This window comes from Streptomyces sp. NPDC021224, from assembly GCF_044332905.1.
Classification (GTDB): domain Bacteria; phylum Actinomycetota; class Actinomycetes; order Streptomycetales; family Streptomycetaceae; genus Actinacidiphila.
In genome coordinates this window covers 25,695-42,984 of record NZ_JBIRPW010000023.1, presented here as the reverse complement: position 1 = coordinate 42,984, position 17,290 = coordinate 25,695, and the positions used below count along the sequence as shown (strand labels likewise).

Below are 17,290 nucleotides of genomic sequence, written 5' to 3'. Positions count from 1 at the left end.
AGCCGCGGAAGGTGGGCCCGCACCCGCACGTCGCCAAGCGTGCGGGTGCGGCGGCGCCCGGCTCTGCCCGGGCCGGGCGCCGGTCTGAGGGTGTGTCCGGCGGTGCTGGTCGGTGCGGTCATCGGGTCACCCACGCGGTCCGGGGCTCGGAGGCCGGGCGGGGGAAGGGGACGGTCGGCAGCGGGCCTCCGGCGAAGAGGTCGCGGCAGAGGGCGTCCACGCGGGCGGGGGTGACGGGCGGGAGGGCGGTCAGGCAGGCGTACGGGCCGGCGGTGGCGAGCCGCCAGCGGGCGCACACCTCGGCGGTGGGGCGGGGGAAGCGCACGGTCAGACCGTGTCCGGTGGCCACCGCGTGGTAGCCGGCGGCGGTGATGTGCCCGGCGGCGTAGTCGGCGGTCGCGTAGCAGGTGTGGACGAGCGCGCGCACCCCGTCGTACCCGCGGTCGCGCAGCGCGGCCCACAGCAGGGCGGTGGCCAGCGGGTTGGGGGTGCGGCCCGCGACGGTGCGGCCCGCGTCGCCGCGCTCGGGCGGGACGGCGCCGGCGGTGAGCAGCACCCCGCAGGGCACGGGCAGGCCGAGCAGGCGGTGGGCGGTGAAGGAGAGGCTGTCGGCGCCGTCGCGCAGGTCCCAGGCGAGGCCGCGGTGGCCGAAGGGGGCGGTCAGGCCGGTGGGTCCGGCCTCGACGTGGACGTGGACCGGTCCGGCGGGGGTGGCGGCGGCCCGTATCGCGGCCAGGTCGTCGCCGCCTTCGCCGCCCGCGGTGTGCGCGGTGGCCAGCACGATCGCGCCGCCGGGGCGCGCGGCGGTGAGCTGTTCCAGCGCCGCGGGGTCCATGGCGCCGTCCTCGCCCTGCCGGACCTGGACGACGTCCAGCCCGAGGCGGCAGGCGTGGTGGACGGTGGCGTGGTGCGCGGCGGCCGTGACGTACAGCGGCGCGCCGGGCAGGGCGCGCCGCGCCGCCGTCAGCCCGCCGAGCAGGCCCTCGGCGGCGCCCCCGGTCACCTGGCCGTGGACGCGGCGACGGTCGCCGAGCGCGAGGTCGGTGCAGAAGTCGACGACGGCCCGCTCCAGGCCCAGCACGGTCGCGGCCGCCCCGCCCGGTACGGTGCCGCGTCCGGCGGCCGCGCGCTCCGGGCCCGGCCCGGGCGCGGCGCCTTCCGGCTCGTCGAGGTCGTCGAGGTCGGCGAAGGCGGCCAGCAGCGCCGCGTAGTCGCCGCTCTCGGCGGAGGCGGGGAAGTCCACCGCCGGGTCGTCGGGGCCCGCGGCGGCGGCGTGCTCGGCGGTGGCGCGCAGGGCGGTGACGAGGGCGGTGAGGCGGCGGCGGGTGGCCGAGGGATCGGCGGCGGTGAAGCCGATCCGGTCGCGCCGCGGGGGCGGTGCGTCGTCCCCGGCGCCGTCCCGTACGCCCTCCGCGGGCGCGTGCGCGCCGGGCGGCGCGGGCGCGGACGGATCGGCGGGCGGCTCGTACGCCATGACGACCTCCAGGAGACGGCAGCGCGTGACGTGGTGGAGGGCCGGCGGGACATGCCGGCCCTCCACACGACTCGCCGAAGGCTCCCCCCCGAACCGGGCAGAGCCGACCGGTGGCCTTCGGCGCACCCCGGCCGCGGTCACGGGGGCCGACGCCGGGAGCGGAGTGGTGCAGGGTCCTACAGGTGATGCGACGACTGCGGGTGCCGCGGTGCGGACCGCGGTTCCGCCGGTACGCGCCGCGTCCCGTCGCCGGGCCGTGGTGTGTACCAACGGGAGAATTCGTACCCGACGCGGCGCCCCTTCCGCCACGAACGCTGGCCTACGCATCCACACCTCCCGATCAGGCCTTTTGTTCCCCTGTCAGCGCTCGGCAAGCCTGTGAGCAGGTAATTGACCCCTCTCGCCGATCCGTTGTCCAAAATGGGACACGTACCAATGTGGACAGACCCGCCGTACCCGGCGGCGCAAGGGCGCCGATTCGGCCCCGCGGCGCAAAGTCGCAGGTCGCCGGGGCAGGACCGATCTCGGCCGACGGGGTGTCACTTCCCGCCGTTTCCCGGACCATGCCCAGAACCGCAGGTCATCTGCCGCGCGGCGGGCGCCGGTTGACACGTTTCGCGACCGGCGCGGAGCATCGGAGCGCCAGTCGCCACGCGGTGCCGCACCTCTGCCACCGCCCGCCGTGGCCGGATCCCGGGATCGGAGGAGATGCACGATGGCGGCGTACCGCGAGGGCCCTCCGCCGCTCATCCACGGCTTCCTCCGCCAGGCGCGCCGCGCGCGCGGCGCGTTGAGCCAGCAGGACGTGGCCGCGCGGGTGGGCGTCTCGACGCGGCTGTACCAGGACTGGGAGGGCGGCGTCCGGAGCATCCCGGCGCACCGGCTGGACGCGCTCGCCACCGCGCTGGGCCTGGACGCCGGGCGGCGCGACGAGTTGTGGGTGGTGGCCAGCGGGGGCTTCCCGCCGCGCGGTCCCGGCCGCCCGGACCCCGGGGCGGTGAGCGGCTGGACGTCGTACCTGCGACTGCTGCCGGTGCCGGCGCTCGCGGTGGACGCCGGGTGGCGGATCGAGGAGAGCAACGCCGCCTGGCAGGGGCTGTTCCTGGCCGCGGGTGAGCGGGCACCCGTCAACCTGCTGCGCTTCGTGCTGTTCAGCCCGTACGCGCGGCGGCTGTGCGGCGACTGGGCGACCGGCTGGGCCACCCCGTATCTGCGGCAGCTGCGGCTGGAGGCGGAGACCGGGCGCAGCCCCGAACTGCGGTCCGTGGTCGCGGAGATCGCCGGGTGCGGCACCGTCGATCCGGAACTGGCCGCGCTGTGGCGGGCGGTGGACGAGTCGAGCCGGATCTCGCTGCACAACGACGGCCAGGTGCGGCTGCTGGTCCCGCCCGCGGGCGGCCCGCCGCAGTACGTCCGCACGCTCGTCTCCTCCCCCGCGCACGACCCGCGCCGCCGCATCGTGACCTTCCTGCCGACCCCGCGGGCCGCCGACGCGGCCTGAGACGCGGCGACCCGGCGCACCGCGGCCCCCGTCCGGGCGGCTGCCGGACGGGGGCGCGGGCCGGGCCGGTCAGGTGGTCATGGGGAGCGGTGCCCGCCGTGCGACAGGGGGTGTCACGGCGGACGGGACCACCTCGCCGGTCACGTCGTCGATCACCGAGACCCGCACCGCCGGGTGCGGCGCGGAGTCCACGGTGAGGGTGAGGTCCAGCGCGAAGAGCACGCTGGCCGGGTGGGTGCCGCGGGCGTCCCGGTAGGCGCCGGTGTAGTGCAGCACCCGCCAGCCCTCGTCGTCCCAGTGGTCGAGCAGCCCGGAACGGACGATCGGCATGGCGGACTGCCAGGCCAGCGAGTTCTCCAGCAGTTCGACGCTCGCGGCGACCGGCACCCGCTCGCCCGCGCCGCCGCCCGGCGGCAGCGGGTGGCCGAACAGCCGCAGCCGGGCCCGCCGCAGCGGCACCCGCAGCGTCCGGTCGAGGTCGGCGACGAGCACCGCCAGTACGGCGGCGGCGAGCACCAGGACGGCCGCGGAACCGGCCGGGCGGTCGGAGACCTGCGACCACCACGGGGCGTCGGCGGTCGCGGCCACGGCCCCGCCGGCCACCACCAGCCCGGCCCGGGTGAAGGCGCGCACCCCGATCGGGCCCTCCGCGCGGGCGCTGCACCCGCACGACGACTCCGGCGCGGTGGACCGGGCGTAGGCCAGGTAGCCGGTGAAGCCGGCACCGAGGGCGGCGGTCGCGGCGCCCGGTGCCACCATGTCGGGTACGGCGAACAGCGCTGCGGCCAGCGCGAGTTCGACCGCCCCGACGGCGCGCAGCGCGAGCGTGGCGCGGCGCCCGTCGCCCAGCACGCGCACCAGCACGGTGTTCGCGGCCAGTTGGGCGGTCTGCCGGCCGAACGCCTTGCCGGCGCCCGTCGCCACCAGCAGCACCGCGCACACCAGCGGCGCGAGGTTGGAGACCAGCGGAATCATGGCGCCTCCCGTCAGTGGCCGAGCGAGACGCGGGCCATGTCGATGTGGCCGTCGGACGGCCGCCAGGCGCCGAGCACCTGCGCCTCCTGCCCGATGCGGGTGCGGGACAGGTCGGCGGTGAGCGCGCCGCCGAGGTAGGAGGCGGTGGTGGTGTCGGGCACGATGTGGCCGACGACCTCGTTGCCGCCGTGGCTGAGGTGCAGCCGGTCCTTGGCGATGCCGCGGATGGTGACGTAGACGTTGACGATGTTGACCCACACCGCGTCGGCGGCGATGGTGCCGTCGGGCATGACGGCGCCGCGCGCGTAGAGGCCGTCGCCGGGCTCGACGGCCTCGGCGGTGGTGGTGCGCAGCTTCCAGACGCTGGTGGCGTTGGTGAGCTGGACGAGGTGCCGCTCGCCGTGCGAGCCGGCGACGTCCAGCACGTTGCGGTTGATGGCGACGACGCGGCCCTCGGCGAAGGCCGCGGGGATCGCCGCGTCGAGCGAGGGCATGGGCTCGGCGAAGGCGGCCTCGGCGTCGAGTCCGCCGAGGGCGGAGGCGCCGACGATGGTGGCGCCGCCGATCGCGGCCGTGGTCAGGAAGCGCCGGCGGTCCAGGTGGCGCCCGCCGTTGTCGTGGCTGTGGCTCATGTCGTCCTTCCTGGGGGTGGGGTGGGGGGCGCCGCGGTCACTCGTAGATGTAGACCGGGACCTTGCCGGAGCTGAGGCTGCCGATCGCGGAGAAGGCGGACGGCGTCAGGTCGATGACCCGGTTGGTGCGGCAGGCGCCGTTGCAGCAGGTGGCCTCGCCGCAGAAGCTCTTGGTGCGCGGGCCGCAGTCGGCGAGGGTGACGCACACGGAGGCGCCGGAGCACTGGTGCTTGACGTTCATGGTCGCGCCGCAGGTGCGCCGCGGCATGCCCTCGCCGCACAGGTCGGGGCGGGTGATGTCGTAGCAGGCGGCGGAGAGGTTGGGCCAGGCGGCCATGTTCTTGCCGGACTGGCAGGTGCCGCAGGCGCCGGTGCCGGCGCTGCCGCAGGAGCCCCAGGCGTTGCCGCAGCAGAACCAGGTGGCTTCACCGGCCCAGAGGGAGGTCGATCCGCAGGCCATGTCGCGTTCCTTTCGGACGGTGGCACAGGCCGATTTGTATGACCTGTGCATGACAATGCGATGAACGGCGGTGTGCGCGCATCGCGGCGGCGGCGCGGGGGTGGGCGTGCGCGGGGACGAGAACCGCAGACCTTCATGCCCATGACAAGATCGTGAGAGGGCTACGCGCCCGCGCCGTTGCGGTGACGTGCCGTTGCGGTGACATGCCGGGGGTGCGGCGGAAGGGTGCGGTGGTGCCGGTGCTGCCGTGAGCGGTCCCCGCGGGCCGACGAGCGGTACGGATATCTCCGTGCGGGCCGTGCGGGGGGGGTACGGGCCGTGCCGTTCCGGGCGGGGCCCGGCGGTGCGCGCTTGCGGGCGGAGCGGTCTCGTGCCTCGTGCGGACCCGGCCCCGGGCTGGGCCGGATGCGACTGATGTGCCGGCAGTGCAAGGTGGAACACCGCAATGATGCGGGATTCTACGCGCGTACGGAAGAGCCCGAGCGTTCCCGTTCGCCGCCGGGCGGGCAGTCGGGTGCCTCCGGGAGCGGGGTTCAGTCCCCGCGCGGGTGGAGGTGGCCGTCGATCGCCGCGACGACCAGCGCGAGCAGGGCGGCCACCGCGCCGGCCGCGAAGAGGGCCTCCTCGTACACCGCCGAGCCGGAGCGCAGCAGGTGCAGCGCGTGGCCGGCGTACACCGCGCGGTGGTCGTGCAGCAGGGTGGCGCCCGACAGGACGGCGAGCACGGTGCCGAGCAGCGGGACGGCGATGTGGCCCTGCCGGGCGCGCAGCCAGACCACCGTCGGGGCGGCGACGCACACCGCCACGGGGAAGGCGGCGACCATGCCCAGCCGGACGTCGTAGCCGACCAGCTCGTACCCGAGGGCGCAGCCGCCGGGTATGAGCACGAGGGCGAGGACGACCAGCACCGCCGCGCGCCACGCCGTACCGCCCGGGGTGCGTGCCGCACGGGGCGCGCCCCCGTCCCCCTCCGCCGCTGCCGTCATGCGGCCAGTATGCCAAGTCGCCCTGCCCGGCAGGGAAAAAGCCTTGGAAAGCCGCGGCCCGGCCGCCCTACAGTGAGGACTGCCGCGAAGCGCGGACAGGGGGTTCCTTCGAAACCGTCGAATACCGAAACCCCCGGTCCACGGGTACTCGCAGCACCCTTCGGGGAAGACAACCGGATTCAGGTGGCAGGCGAAGCGCAGTACGGGCCTACTTCTTGGTTATGAGTGGTTGCGGGTTCGAGTCCCGCCGGAGTCCTCGGGCTCTGTTGCTCAGTAGCCCGCACGACCTGGTACTCGCCTGCTTCCTGACTCCGGCTGTCCCCCCGATCCGGTCGCCTCGCGGCCGGGCCGGCGCATCCGCGCACGGCGACGGTACGACAACTGCACAGGCGCCGCGAAGCGCAGTGAGGGCATACTTCCGCTGCTAACGGGGAGGTCGCGGGTTCGAATCCCGCCGGAGCCGCCATGGCTCCGTAGCTCAGGGGCAGAGCACCAAACGTAGCTCTTGCGACAGGTACTCGCGGCGCCTCGCAGGTCGTCCGTCCGCCGACGGCCCGGACATTTCCGTCCAGCCGGTCCACCGGATCCGTGGATTCCGGATTTCCCGCCCCTCCGGGCCCGAATTCCGTGTTCCCGCGTGCCGCCGGACCGCGCTTTTCCCGAAAAGGCAACCGAGATGGCCAAGTTCGCCCGCGCGCGTTCCGCGCCCACCAGCCCCCTGAGCACCAGCGGCACCACGACGACATTCGAGGGCGGCGCCGCGTACCGGCGCGGCGTGAAGAGCGAGCTGTTTCTCTTCGCCGCCGTGAACATGGTCGGCGAGGCCTCTTTCTACGAGTCCGGCGATGCCCGCGACACCCGTTTCCGCGACCTGGTGCACGCCGCGACGAAGGCCGATCCCGACTGGGTTGCGCGCTTTGTGCCGTATCTGCGCGGCGAGATGAACATGCGCTCGGCGGCGATCGTGACGGCCGCGGAGTCCGCGCTCGCCCGCCGCGCGGGCGGGCTGCGCCGCGAACCGTCCGTCCCGGTACGGAAGATGGTCTCCGACGCGATGCTGCGGGCCGACGAGCCCGCGGAGTTCGTGGCGTACTGGAAGGCGCGCACCGGCAAGGCGACACTGCCCGGCGGGGTGCAGCGCGGTGTCGCTGACGCGGTGACCCGCCTGTACACCGAGCGCGCCGCGCTGAAGTACGACGGCACCGGCGCCGCGTGGCGGATGGCCGACGTCGTCGCGCTGGCCAAGCCGGTGCCCGCGGGCCCGTGGCAGGCGGACCTCTTCGACTACCTCGCCGACCGGCGCTGGAAGCGGCCCGAGGTACGGGTCACCGCCCGGCTGCCGGTGCTGAGCGCCTACCGGGCGGCGGCCGCGATGCCGCAGGCGGAGCGGCGCGCGTGGTTCCTCGCGGACCCCGCGCGGCTCGGCGCGGCCGGGATGACGTGGGAGCAGCTGTCGAGCCTCGGCCCGATGGACGCGGCCGCGTGGTCGGCGGTCGCCCCGCACATGGGGCTCATGGCGCTGACCCGCAACCTGCGCAACTTCGACGAGGCCGGTGTCGGCGACGACGTCGCCGCGGCGGTCGCGGCGCGGCTGTCCGACCCGGAGCAGGTGCGCCGGTCGCGGCAGTTCCCGTTCCGCTTCCTGTCCGCGTACCGCGCGGCGCCGTCGCTGCGCTGGGGCCAGGCCCTGGAGCAGGCGCTGACCGCCGCCACGGCCAACGTCCCGGCGCTGCCGGGCCGCACGCTGGTGCTCGTCGACACGTCCGGGTCGATGGAGGCGCAGGTCTCGGCGCGCAGCACGGTGCGGCACGTGGACGTCGGCGCGCTGTTCGCGGTCGCGCTCGCGGCCCGCGGCTGCGACGTGGACCTCGTGGGCTTCGCCTCGGGGACGTTCAGCCACCCGCTGGCCAAGGGCGGTGCGGTGCTGCGGCAGGCCGGGGCGTTCACCCGCCGGGTCGGCGAGGTCGGCCACGGCACGGAGACGGTCGCCGCCCTCAAGGCGGCGTACCGCGGCCACGACCGGGTCGTCCTGTTCTCCGACATGCAGGCCTTCCGGTGGCCCGGCAGCAGCGGCGGTCTGACCGTCTCCCGCGCCGTCCCGCCCCAGACCCCGCTGTTCGGCGTCAACTCCGCGGGATACGCCCCGGCCGCCATCGACACCAGCACGCCGCACCGCTACGAGATCGGCGGCTTCAGCGACAAGCTCTTCACGATGATCGACCTGCTCAGCCGCGGCCGCAGCACGGGCTGGCCGTGGGAGCGGTCCGCGACCACCGACCGGGCGTGACGGCGGGGTGACCTACCCGGCCGTGGAGGTCACCCCGCCCCCGCCGCTCGTGGCGCGGGCGAGGGACAGGGTGAAGGACACCGTCGTGCCCGCCGCGGACCACGCGGCGGGCACGACGGTGTCCTGACAGGGCATCGACCGTGAGCGCGACTTCTTCGACCTGTGCGTGCTGTGCCCGGTACCGGTGTGGCATCCGGCGAGCATCCCCCCGGCCACCACGGCGGCGAGGACGACGACCGGCATTCTCCGGCTGCGCATGGTTTCTCCGTGACATCGGCGGTCCCGCCCACCCCGGGCGGGCACTCCCCCGTACGGACGTACCCCAAGCCCCGGGGCGTTCGCGGGTGGGCGTGATCACGACATTCCCGTGACATGCCCGGCACCGGGCGCAGGGCGTCCCCGACCGGTCAGCTTTCGAGAAGCGCGCAGGTGGGAGCGTGGTTACGGTCGAAACATGAACTCCATCGAATCTGTTGTTCTCGACACCGCGGACCCGGCGGCCGCCGAGCAGTTCTACGAGCGGGCCTTCGGGCTCGGGGACCGGGTGCGGGTGCGGGCCGCCGGGCAGGCCGCGGGGAGCGGCTTTCGCGGCTACACGCTGTCGCTCGTGGTGGCGCAGCCGTCGATCGTGCGGGGCCTGGTCGGCGCGGCCGTGGAGGCGGGGGCGTCGGAGGTCAAGCCCGTGACGAAGTCGCTGTGGGGCTACGGCGGGGTGGTGCGGGCGCCGGACGGGGCGCTGTGGAAGGTCGCGACGTCGGCGAAGAAGGACACCGCGCCCGACAGCCGGACGGTCGACGACGTGGTGCTGCTGCTCGGCGCCTCGGACGTGCTGGCCAGCAAGCGCTTCTACACCGAGCAGGGCCTCGCGGTCGGCAAGAGCTTCGGCCGCCGGTACGTCGAGTTCACCACGCCCGGCGGCGGGATCAAGCTCGCGCTGTACGGCCGCCGGGCACTCGCGAAGGACGCCGGGGTGCCGCCGGAGGGCGAGGGGCCGCACGGGCTCACGATCGCCGCCTCCGGCACCGACGCCTTCACCGACCCGGACGGCTTCGCCTGGCAGCCCGCCTCCTGACCGCCCCGGGGCCCGGCACCCCGCGGGGCTCCGAGCGCTCGCGCCCGGGTCCCTCCGGCAGTGGCCGTTGGTGAACCGTTGGTGGTTTGTTGCCCGTGGTCCGTAGCGTCGTCTCCGGCGGCGGACGGGGCTCGGGGGCCCGTCCCCGCCGGGAGCCGCCGCGCAGGCGGAGGCGCCCGGCGGACGGCCGCACCCACCGCGGACGCGGACGGACCGGGGCCTGATCACGGGGCAGGCCCGGGGCCGTCCGTGTCCGGGAAGCACCGGTCACCGGGGCGTCCACGACGTCACCGGCGGGCCGCCCCAGGTCTGCGGATCGGCCGATCCGCGGTCACTCCCCCGCGAGACGGGCCTCGCGGGGTGGTGTGCAGGTGCGGCGGGCGGCCTTCACCGGAGGTCGCCCGCCGCGCAGGCGTCAGCCAGCGCGGCCAGGCCCTCCTCGCACTCCTGCTCGCGCTGCGGCAGCAGGTGGAAGCGGGCCAGGTCGAGGCAGGCGTGCCAGCACTCGCGGGCCGCCTCGTACTCGCCGAAGTGGTGGTGGGCGCGGGCGGTCACGGCCAGGCAGTCCGCCTCGCCGCCGTAGTCGCTCAACTGCCTCCGGATGGCGAGGGCTTCGTCGAGCGCGGCGAACGCCTCGGACCGCTCGCCGAGGTGCTGGAGCGCGGCGGCGTAGTTGGTCAGCAAGGTGGCGAGCGCGGTCGGTCTGCCCAGTTCGCGCAGCAACGGCAGCCGTCGGCGCTGCTGTTCGGCGGCCCCGGCGTAGTCGCCCGCGAGCATGAGGGCGTCGGCGATCCGCCCCAGGACGAGGGATTCGCTGCCGGGCAGGTCCACTTCGCGGTAGAGCTCCTGGGAGCGCAGGGCGTACGCGAGCCCGGGGCCCGCCCGTCCGGCCTGGACGTGCAGCGCGGAGATGTTGCCGAGGATCGACGCCTGCGCGACGATGTCCCCCGCCTGCTCGAAGAGCCGCAGGGCGATGCCGAGGTTCTCCAGGCACTCGTCGTTGCGGTACGCCATGCCGTGCGCGACGGCGATCCGCCGGTAGAGCCAGGCCTGGCCGACGGTGTCGTCCTGGGCGTCGGCGATGTCCAGCGCGCTGCGCAGCGCCGCGTCCCAGATGCCCGTCCACCAGTAGGTGTCGCCGTAGCCGAAGAGGCCGACCGCCAGCCGCCAGGCGATGTCGGAGCGGCCGAGGGCGCCGGCCCGGGTGATCGCGTGCTGGATCGCGGGGATTTCGCGGACGTACCAGGCGAGTGCCTCGTGCGCGTCGGCGAAGGGCGGGGCGGGTGCGGCGGCGGGTCCGGCCAGGGGCGGGGGCGGCTGCGTCTCGCCGACGGTGATGGCCGAGGCGCTCTCCACCGCCGCCACGTACCAGGACAGCAGCCGCAGTTCGGCCTGCTCGCGCGGCCCGGCGGGCTCCTCGGCGCGCACCCGCTCGGCCGCGTACTCGCCGAGCAGGTCGTGCATGCCGTAGCGCTCGGGCGCCGGGCTCTGCACGAGGTGGACGTCGGTGAGCCGGTCCAGCAGCCGGGCGGTGTCACGGACGGGCAGTCCGAACAGGGCGGCGGCCGAGTGCGGGGTCACCTCGTACTCGGGCCAGACGCCCAGCAAGCGGAATGCGCGGGCGACCGACCGCTCGTGCGGCAGATCGCTGTCGCGCATCGCGACGTAGCTCATGCCGATCGTGGCCTCGACGTCCAGGCTGCCGACGGTCAGTTCGGGCAGCCGGCCGCTGCCGGACGACAGCCGGCGGGCCAGCAGCGACAGCGGCCAGCCGGGGCGGGAGGCGAGCCGCCCGCCGACGACGCTCAGTGCGAGCGGCAGCCCGCCGCACATCGCCAGGATGTCGGCGGCCGCCTGCGGGTCCTCCAGGACCCGCTCGGTCCCGCACAGCGCGGCCAGCAGCACCTCCTGGTCGGCGGACGTGAGCGGTGCGAGCGGCAGCAGCACGGCGGCGGGCAGGTCGGTGAGGGTGTGCCGGCTGGTGACGACGACCGCGCAGCCGCCGCTGCCCGGCAGCAGCGGCAGGACCTGCGCGGCGTCCCGCGCGTTGTCCAGCACCAGCAGCATCCGGCGGTGGGCGAGGACGGTACGGAAGAGCGCGGCGCAGTCGTCGATGTCGCCGGGCAGCGACTCCTCGCGCACCCCCAGGTCGGACAGGAAGCGCACGAGCAGGTCGCGCGGGCTGCGCCGGCCGCCGGGGCCGAAGCCGCGCAGATCGGCGTAGAGCTGCCCGTCGGGGTAGTCGGCGTGCAGCAGGTGGGCGACGTGGACGGTGAGCGCGGTCTTGCCGACGCCGCCCATCCCGGAGACGACCACCGGGCGCGGTGCCCGGCCGGGCGCGTCCCCGCCGTCGCCGCCACCCGGGCGCAGCAGCGCGGTGAGGCGGGCGACCTCGGCGTCCCGCCCGGTGAACAGGCCTACGTCGGCGGGCAGTTGGTGCAGCGGCCGGAAGGCGGGGGCGGACGGCTCCGCGGTCGCCCCGGCGGCCTCCCGCCGGGCGAGGGGTACGGGCCCGGGCCGCGGCGCGGGGACGTCCGCGGGGGCGTCCGCGGCCAGCACCTCCTGGTAGGCCGCCCGGACCGCCGCGGACGGGTCGACGCCCAGCTCCTCGGCGAGCGTGGCCCGCAGCCGCGCGTACACCTCCAGCGCCTCGGCCTGCCGGTGCGCGCCGTGCAGCGCGAGCATCAACTGCCGGTGGAAGGCCTCGTGCAGCGGGTGCTCGGCGGCAAGCGCCGTGAGCGGGCCGATCAGTTCGGCGCGGCGGCCCAGTCCCAGCCCCGCGTCGAAGCCCCACTCCAGCGCTTGCAACCGGGCCTCCGCCAGTTGCCGTACGACCGGCAACTGCGGTTCGGCGTCGGCGAATTCGGGCAGGTCGGCGAGCGGGGCGCCGCGCCACAGGGCGAGCGCGGCCGCGCTGCTCCCGGCCGCCGCGGCCCAGTCCTGCCGCAGGTGCGCGGCACGCGCGGCGTCGGCGTGCCGCTGGAAGACCTCGACGTCGAACTCGTCCTCGGCGACGTGCAGCCGGTAGCCGTGCGGCACCGCGGTGACGCGCTGCGGCTCGTCCCCGAGGAAGGCCAACTGCCGCCGCAGCCGCGTCAGATGGTTGAAGAGGGAGGCGTCGGCGGTGGCCGGCGGCCGGGCGCCCCACAGCGCCTCCTTGAGGGCGTCCTTCGACACCGTCCGGTTGGCCGCCAGCAGCAGCGCGGCGAGCAGGACCCGGACCTTGTGGCCGCCGACCGTCCGCTCCTGCGTCCCGTCGTGCACCAGCAGCGGCCCCAGCAGCCCGAACGTCGGCATCGTGCCCCCTTACCTGCGGACATTCTAGGCACACCGCCACCGGCCGCCCGGGGTGCGAGCCGCACCGCCGGACGCGGGGCACGGCTCAGGTGCGGGCCGCTCCCGGCCCGGGACGGCGGGCGGAACCGCGAATTCCCCTACGCGGGACATCCGGTGTGCGGGGAAGGGCGCCCGCGTCCGGCAGGTTTTCCCGGCGGCGGACGGCGAGCTTCCGTGCAGCCGGTGCGCGAACGGCGGATGAACAGTCGGGACGGTACGGGGAATTCGGGCAGGTCGCGGCTTTCGACGCCGTACCGGGAACGGAAACGCGCAGGCCAGAGGTCGTCTCCCGGCATACACTCCGCTCACCGGAACCGGACGTGTGGACGATTCCGTACCGGTTCGGGGATTCGTCGTTCGACATCCCAGGGGGGATTTCTTCGTGTCCGAAACACAATCGGCACGGCTGAAAAGCCGCCGCCGCCTCGTCGCGGTGTGCACCGCCGGTCTTCTTTCCCTCGGCGCTTTCGCGCTGGGGACGAGCGCCCAGGCCGCCGCGCCGGGCGCACAGCGGCTCAGCCTGCCGGCCGCCCCCGCGCAGCCGCAGCCGAAGCTCCTGCGCCACCCGGCGCAGCCGGGCGCCTCCGCGCCGGGCCGGAAGTCCGCGCGCACCGCGGCCCCGACGCCGACCGAGACGGCGCCCGTCCCGGGCGTGACCGCGCCGCCGATGCGGTACGACGTGGACGGCTCCGGCATCTCCGGCCTGCTCTTCCGCAACGGGGCGGGCGATCTCTACAACGTCCAGACGGACTTCACCGAGCTGAGCCCCGCGCCCGAGATGTTCCTCGACCTGCTCACGCCGGGCGACCTGACGGGCTCGGGCGGGCCGGACGTCCTCGCGACGACGGTCACCGGGCAGCTGGAGCTGTTCACGCCGGGGAACTTCCCGACCAGCCCGTCCTGGTCCGGCAACGGGTGGGGGACGTACAACAAGGTCGTCACGACCGACGACATCACCGGCGACGGCAGGGCCGACGTCGTCGCCCGTGACCACGACGGCAAGCTCTGGCTCTACCCGGGCACCGGCAAGGCGAGCGGTGAGCCGTTCGCGGCCCGTGTCCCCATCGGCTCCGGCTGGGGCATCTACGACCAGCTCACCAGCCCCGGCGACGTGGACGGCGACGGCGTCAGCGACCTCGTCGGGCGCACGACCGACGGGTCGCTCTTCCTCTACAAGGGCACCGGCGTCTCCTCGGCGCCCTACGCCGGGCGCACGCTCGTCGGCAAGGGCTGGAACACCTACAACCAGCTCATCGGTGTCGGCACCGACGAGACCGGCCAGGCGCTGCTGCTCGGCCGCGACCTCAGCGGCACCCTGTGGGCGTACTACCCGGACGGCAAGGGCGCCTTCGCGCAGCGCACGCAGTACGGCACCGGCTGGACGGTGGACGAGTTCGCCGGCACCGGCAGCGTCCCCTACTGGGGCAAGAAGAAGCTGCTCGGCGAGACCCCGGACGGCACGCTCTTCGAGTACGCCGCGAGCAACACCGGGGGCTTCACCGAGCGCGTCCGGGCCGTGGACCCCGGCAGCTACGCCGGGCAGTTCGACCTGACGCTCTCCAACGCGCTGAACCGGGACGGCGCGCCGGACCTGCTGGAGCGCTACGGCAACACGCTCTACAACAACATGCTCGACGGCGGCCCGATCTCCACCGGCTGGAGCGGCTACAACCTGATCATCGGCCCCGGCGACCTGAGCGGCGACGGCAACAGCGACATCCTCGCCCGCGCGTCGGACGGCAAGCTCTACCTCTTCCGCGGCAACGGCAGCAACACCCACCTGGGCGCCCGCGTCCTGGTCGGCAGCGGCTGGGGCACGTACAACACCCTCGTCGGCGCGGGCGACTTCACCGGCGACGGCCGCGCGGACATCGTCGGCCGCACCGCGGACGGCACGCTGTGGCTCTACAAGGGCACCGGCAACGCGACCGCCCCCTTCGCCGCCCGCGTCAAGGTCAGCACCGGCTGGGGCGGCTTCAAGCAGCTCGCCTCCCCCGGCGACATGGACGGCGACGGCCGCGCCGACCTCCTCGCGGTCGACGGAGCGGGTTACGCCTACCGCTACAGCGCCGACGGCAAGGGCGGCTTCAAGGCCCGCGTGACGGTCGGCAGCGGCTGGGGCACGTACAAGAAGCTCTTCTGATCCACCCCGCTCACCAAGGGCGCCCGCACCCCACCCGGGGATGCGGGCGCCCTCGCGCTGCCGGTCGGCCGGTGGGCGCCCGGACAAGGGGAATAGGAACCACGCATTCCCCGGCCCCGCGGCGGAAACCGAAGCGGGCGCTTCCGTGCAGCCGCCACACGTTCGCCCGCAAAGACGCGCCCGGCCTCCCTTTCGGGCAGCCCTTCGGGTCGGCGCACCGCCCACGGGGATACCCGGAGGCCGCTGTCGCAGGCCGGGAGTACACTCCGCTCACCAGAACTGAACGCGTCTTCGAATACGCGCGGTTCGGGGATTCATCGTTTGAGATCCCATGGGGGGATTAGTGTCAGAATCACAGCCGGCCAGAGCCACGAGCCGCCGCCGCCTCGTCGCGGTGTGCACCGCCGGCATTCTCTCCCTCGGCGCGTTCGCGCTGGGGACGAGCGCCCAGGCCGCAGAGCCGGGCGCCCACAGCGTCAACCGCCCCAAGGCTCCGGCCGGGGCGCCGCACGTCACGTCGCCCTGGAAGGCGGCGGGCAAGGCGAGCAAGAAGCTCGCGAAGTCCGGGACGGCCGACGCCACCGGCGTCACGCCCGCGCCGCAGCGCTACGACATCGACGGCGACGGCATCGGGGACCAGCTCGTCCGCGGCAACGACTACAGCTTCTACAACTCCCTGGCCACCGAGTCCGAGGAGATCGGCGCTGCGTCCGAGCAGTTCGTCGACGTCGTGACGCCCGGTGACCTGACCGGCGCGGGCGGGCCCTCCGTCCTGGCCACCACCTCCGGCGGCAAGCTGGAGCTGTTCACGCCGGGCAACTTCCCGAACAGCCCGTCGTGGACGGGTTCGGGCTGGGGCGTCTACAACAAGCTCGTCGCGACCGACGACATCACCGGTGACGGCAAGCCCGACATCATCGCCCGCGACTACAGCGGCAAGCTCTGGCTCTACCCGGGCACGGGCAAGGCGAGCGGCGAGCCGTTCGCGGCCCGCATCTCCCTCGGCTCCGGCTGGGGCGCCTACGACCAGCTGGCCAGCCCCGGCGACCTGAACGCCGACGGCATCAGCGACCTGGTCGCGCGCACCTCGGACGGCACGCTCTGGTTCTACCAGGGCACCGGCAAGGCCACCGCGCCGTACGTCGCCAGGACGTCCATCGGCAAGGGCTGGAACGGCTACAACCAGCTCATCGGTCTCGGCAACGGTCCGACCGGATCGGGCGCGCTGTTCGCCAGGACGACGGACGGCTCGATCTACTCGTACCTGTCGAACGGCAAGGGCGGTTTCGAGGCGCGCGAGTTCAACACCGACCAGTGGAACGTCGACCTGCTCGCCGGCGCCGGAAGCATCCCCGCCTGGGGCAAGAAGGACCTGCTCGGCGAGACGGCGGACGGCACGCTGTGGTGGTACGGCACGGACAACGCCGGCCACCTCACCAAGCGCTACCCGTACAGCGCCGACGGCGGCTTCTCCGGCCAGTTCAACCTGACCTTCTCGAACTCGCTGACCAACGACGGTCTGCCGGACCTGCTGGAGCGGTACGGCAGCCTGCTGTACAACGACGACCTCGGCACGGACATCTCCACCGGCTGGGGCAGCTACAACCTGATCATCGGCCCCGGTGACCTGAGCGGCGACGGCAAGGGCGACCTGCTGGTCCGCGACACCTCCGGCAAGCTGTACATCTACCGCGGTGCGGGCGACGCCCTGCACTTCTCCGCCCGCGTGGCGGACGGCAGCGGCTGGAACACCTACAACGCCATCGTCGGCGCGGGTGACGTGAACAGCGACGGCCGCGCGGACATCGTCGCCCGCGACACCTCGGGCACGCTGTGGCTGTACAAGGGCACCGGCAACGTGTCGGCCCCCTTCAACGCCCGCGTGAAGATCGGCACCGGCTGGAACACGTACAACAAGCTCGTCTCCCCCGGTGACATGGACGGCGACGGCCGCGCCGACCTCTTCGGCGTCGACGCCTCCGGCACCGCCTGGTTCTACAGCGCCAACGGCACCGGCGGCTACAAGGCCCGCGTGAAGATCGGCACGGGCTGGAACACGTACAAGAAGCTCTTCTGATCCACCCCGCTCACCAAGGGCGCCCGCACCCCACCCGGGGGTGCGGGCGCCCTCGCGCGTCCGGTCAGCCGGTGGGCGGCGCCGCGTGCAGGGTGCGGTGGTCCCGTGTGCCCCCGTCCTGCCCGCGCGGGCACCCCCGGGTGGGAGTGGTCAGCAGCAGATGGTGACGGAGAAGGTGCAGGTCGCACAGGAGATGGGGCTGCCGAAGGCGGAAGCCGGGGGCAGCTCGGCGGTCTCGATCACGTCGGCGAGGTCGAGGGTGCCGAGGGGGTTGTCGGCGTCGGCCGGGAGGGCGAGCGGGGCGGGGGCGAGTTCGAGGGTCGCGGTCGTCATGGCGGGATCCCTTT

The 17,290-nt window shown here is 74.5% G+C and carries 13 protein-coding genes; 5 read left to right on the top strand and 8 right to left on the bottom strand.

The genetic code is table 11. The features are described from left to right. Positions 1-118: 118 nt before the first annotated feature. Positions 119-1,474, bottom strand: a complete 1,356-nt coding sequence (locus tag ACH4PY_RS34360) for a hypothetical protein (protein ID WP_398192211.1) — start codon at positions 1,472-1,474, stop codon at positions 119-121. 715 nt (positions 1,475-2,189) lie between these two features. Here ACH4PY_RS34360 and ACH4PY_RS34355 point away from each other — a divergent pair. Further along, the gene (locus tag ACH4PY_RS34355; protein ID WP_398192209.1) at positions 2,190-2,975 is read left to right on the top strand and encodes a helix-turn-helix domain-containing protein; all 786 of its coding nucleotides are present in this window, start codon (positions 2,190-2,192) and stop codon (positions 2,973-2,975) included. A 69-nt stretch (positions 2,976-3,044) separates the two neighbouring features. On the opposite strand, the gene ACH4PY_RS34350 is transcribed toward ACH4PY_RS34355, so the two are convergent. The 4 genes from ACH4PY_RS34350 to ACH4PY_RS34335 form a co-directional block, all read right to left on the bottom strand. Beyond that, on the bottom strand, positions 3,045-3,950 hold the full coding sequence (locus tag ACH4PY_RS34350) for a MauE/DoxX family redox-associated membrane protein (RefSeq protein ID WP_398192207.1): 906 nt from the start codon (positions 3,948-3,950) through the stop codon (positions 3,045-3,047). Between the two features lie 11 nt (positions 3,951-3,961). Continuing rightward, on the bottom strand, positions 3,962-4,582 hold the full coding sequence (locus tag ACH4PY_RS34345) for a twin-arginine translocation signal domain-containing protein (protein ID WP_398192205.1): 621 nt from the start codon (positions 4,580-4,582) through the stop codon (positions 3,962-3,964). A 37-nt stretch (positions 4,583-4,619) separates the two neighbouring features. Then, the gene (locus ACH4PY_RS34340; RefSeq protein ID WP_398192203.1) at positions 4,620-5,042 is read right to left on the bottom strand and encodes a hypothetical protein; all 423 of its coding nucleotides are present in this window, start codon (positions 5,040-5,042) and stop codon (positions 4,620-4,622) included. A gap of 533 nt (positions 5,043-5,575) precedes the next feature. Next, complete coding sequence (locus ACH4PY_RS34335) at positions 5,576-6,028, bottom strand: hypothetical protein (RefSeq protein WP_398192202.1); 453 nt, start codon at positions 6,026-6,028, stop codon at positions 5,576-5,578. 676 nt (positions 6,029-6,704) lie between these two features. Here ACH4PY_RS34335 and ACH4PY_RS34330 point away from each other — a divergent pair. Continuing rightward, positions 6,705-8,315, top strand: coding sequence for a TROVE domain-containing protein (locus ACH4PY_RS34330; protein WP_398192200.1), 1,611 nt, complete (start codon positions 6,705-6,707; stop codon positions 8,313-8,315). A gap of 12 nt (positions 8,316-8,327) precedes the next feature. On the opposite strand, the gene ACH4PY_RS34325 is transcribed toward ACH4PY_RS34330, so the two are convergent. Beyond that, positions 8,328-8,573 carry a hypothetical protein gene (locus ACH4PY_RS34325; protein ID WP_398192199.1) on the bottom strand — a complete coding sequence of 82 codons (246 nt, stop codon included), beginning with the start codon at positions 8,571-8,573 and terminating at the stop codon, positions 8,328-8,330. A gap of 196 nt (positions 8,574-8,769) precedes the next feature. Between ACH4PY_RS34325 and ACH4PY_RS34320 the strand changes: the two genes are divergently transcribed. Next, complete coding sequence (locus ACH4PY_RS34320; RefSeq protein ID WP_398192197.1) at positions 8,770-9,387, top strand: glyoxalase; 618 nt, start codon at positions 8,770-8,772, stop codon at positions 9,385-9,387. A gap of 387 nt (positions 9,388-9,774) precedes the next feature. On the opposite strand, the gene ACH4PY_RS34315 is transcribed toward ACH4PY_RS34320, so the two are convergent. Then, a complete protein-coding gene (locus ACH4PY_RS34315) occupies positions 9,775-12,684 on the bottom strand; it encodes an AfsR/SARP family transcriptional regulator (RefSeq protein ID WP_398192196.1) in 2,910 nt (969 codons plus the stop codon). A 421-nt stretch (positions 12,685-13,105) separates the two neighbouring features. Here ACH4PY_RS34315 and ACH4PY_RS34310 point away from each other — a divergent pair, with 421 nt between their 5' ends. Together ACH4PY_RS34310 and ACH4PY_RS34305 are read left to right on the top strand one after the other, a co-directional pair. After that, on the top strand, positions 13,106-14,866 hold the full coding sequence (locus ACH4PY_RS34310) for an FG-GAP-like repeat-containing protein (protein WP_398192195.1): 1,761 nt from the start codon (positions 13,106-13,108) through the stop codon (positions 14,864-14,866). Between the two features lie 343 nt (positions 14,867-15,209). Next, entirely contained in the window at positions 15,210-16,943 is a 1,734-nt protein-coding gene (locus ACH4PY_RS34305; protein WP_398192193.1) for an FG-GAP repeat domain-containing protein, read from the top strand. A gap of 150 nt (positions 16,944-17,093) precedes the next feature. Here ACH4PY_RS34305 and ACH4PY_RS34300 read toward each other — a convergent pair whose 3' ends face one another. Continuing rightward, complete coding sequence (locus tag ACH4PY_RS34300) at positions 17,094-17,276, bottom strand: hypothetical protein (protein WP_398192191.1); 183 nt, start codon at positions 17,274-17,276, stop codon at positions 17,094-17,096. Positions 17,277-17,290 lie beyond the last annotated feature (14 nt).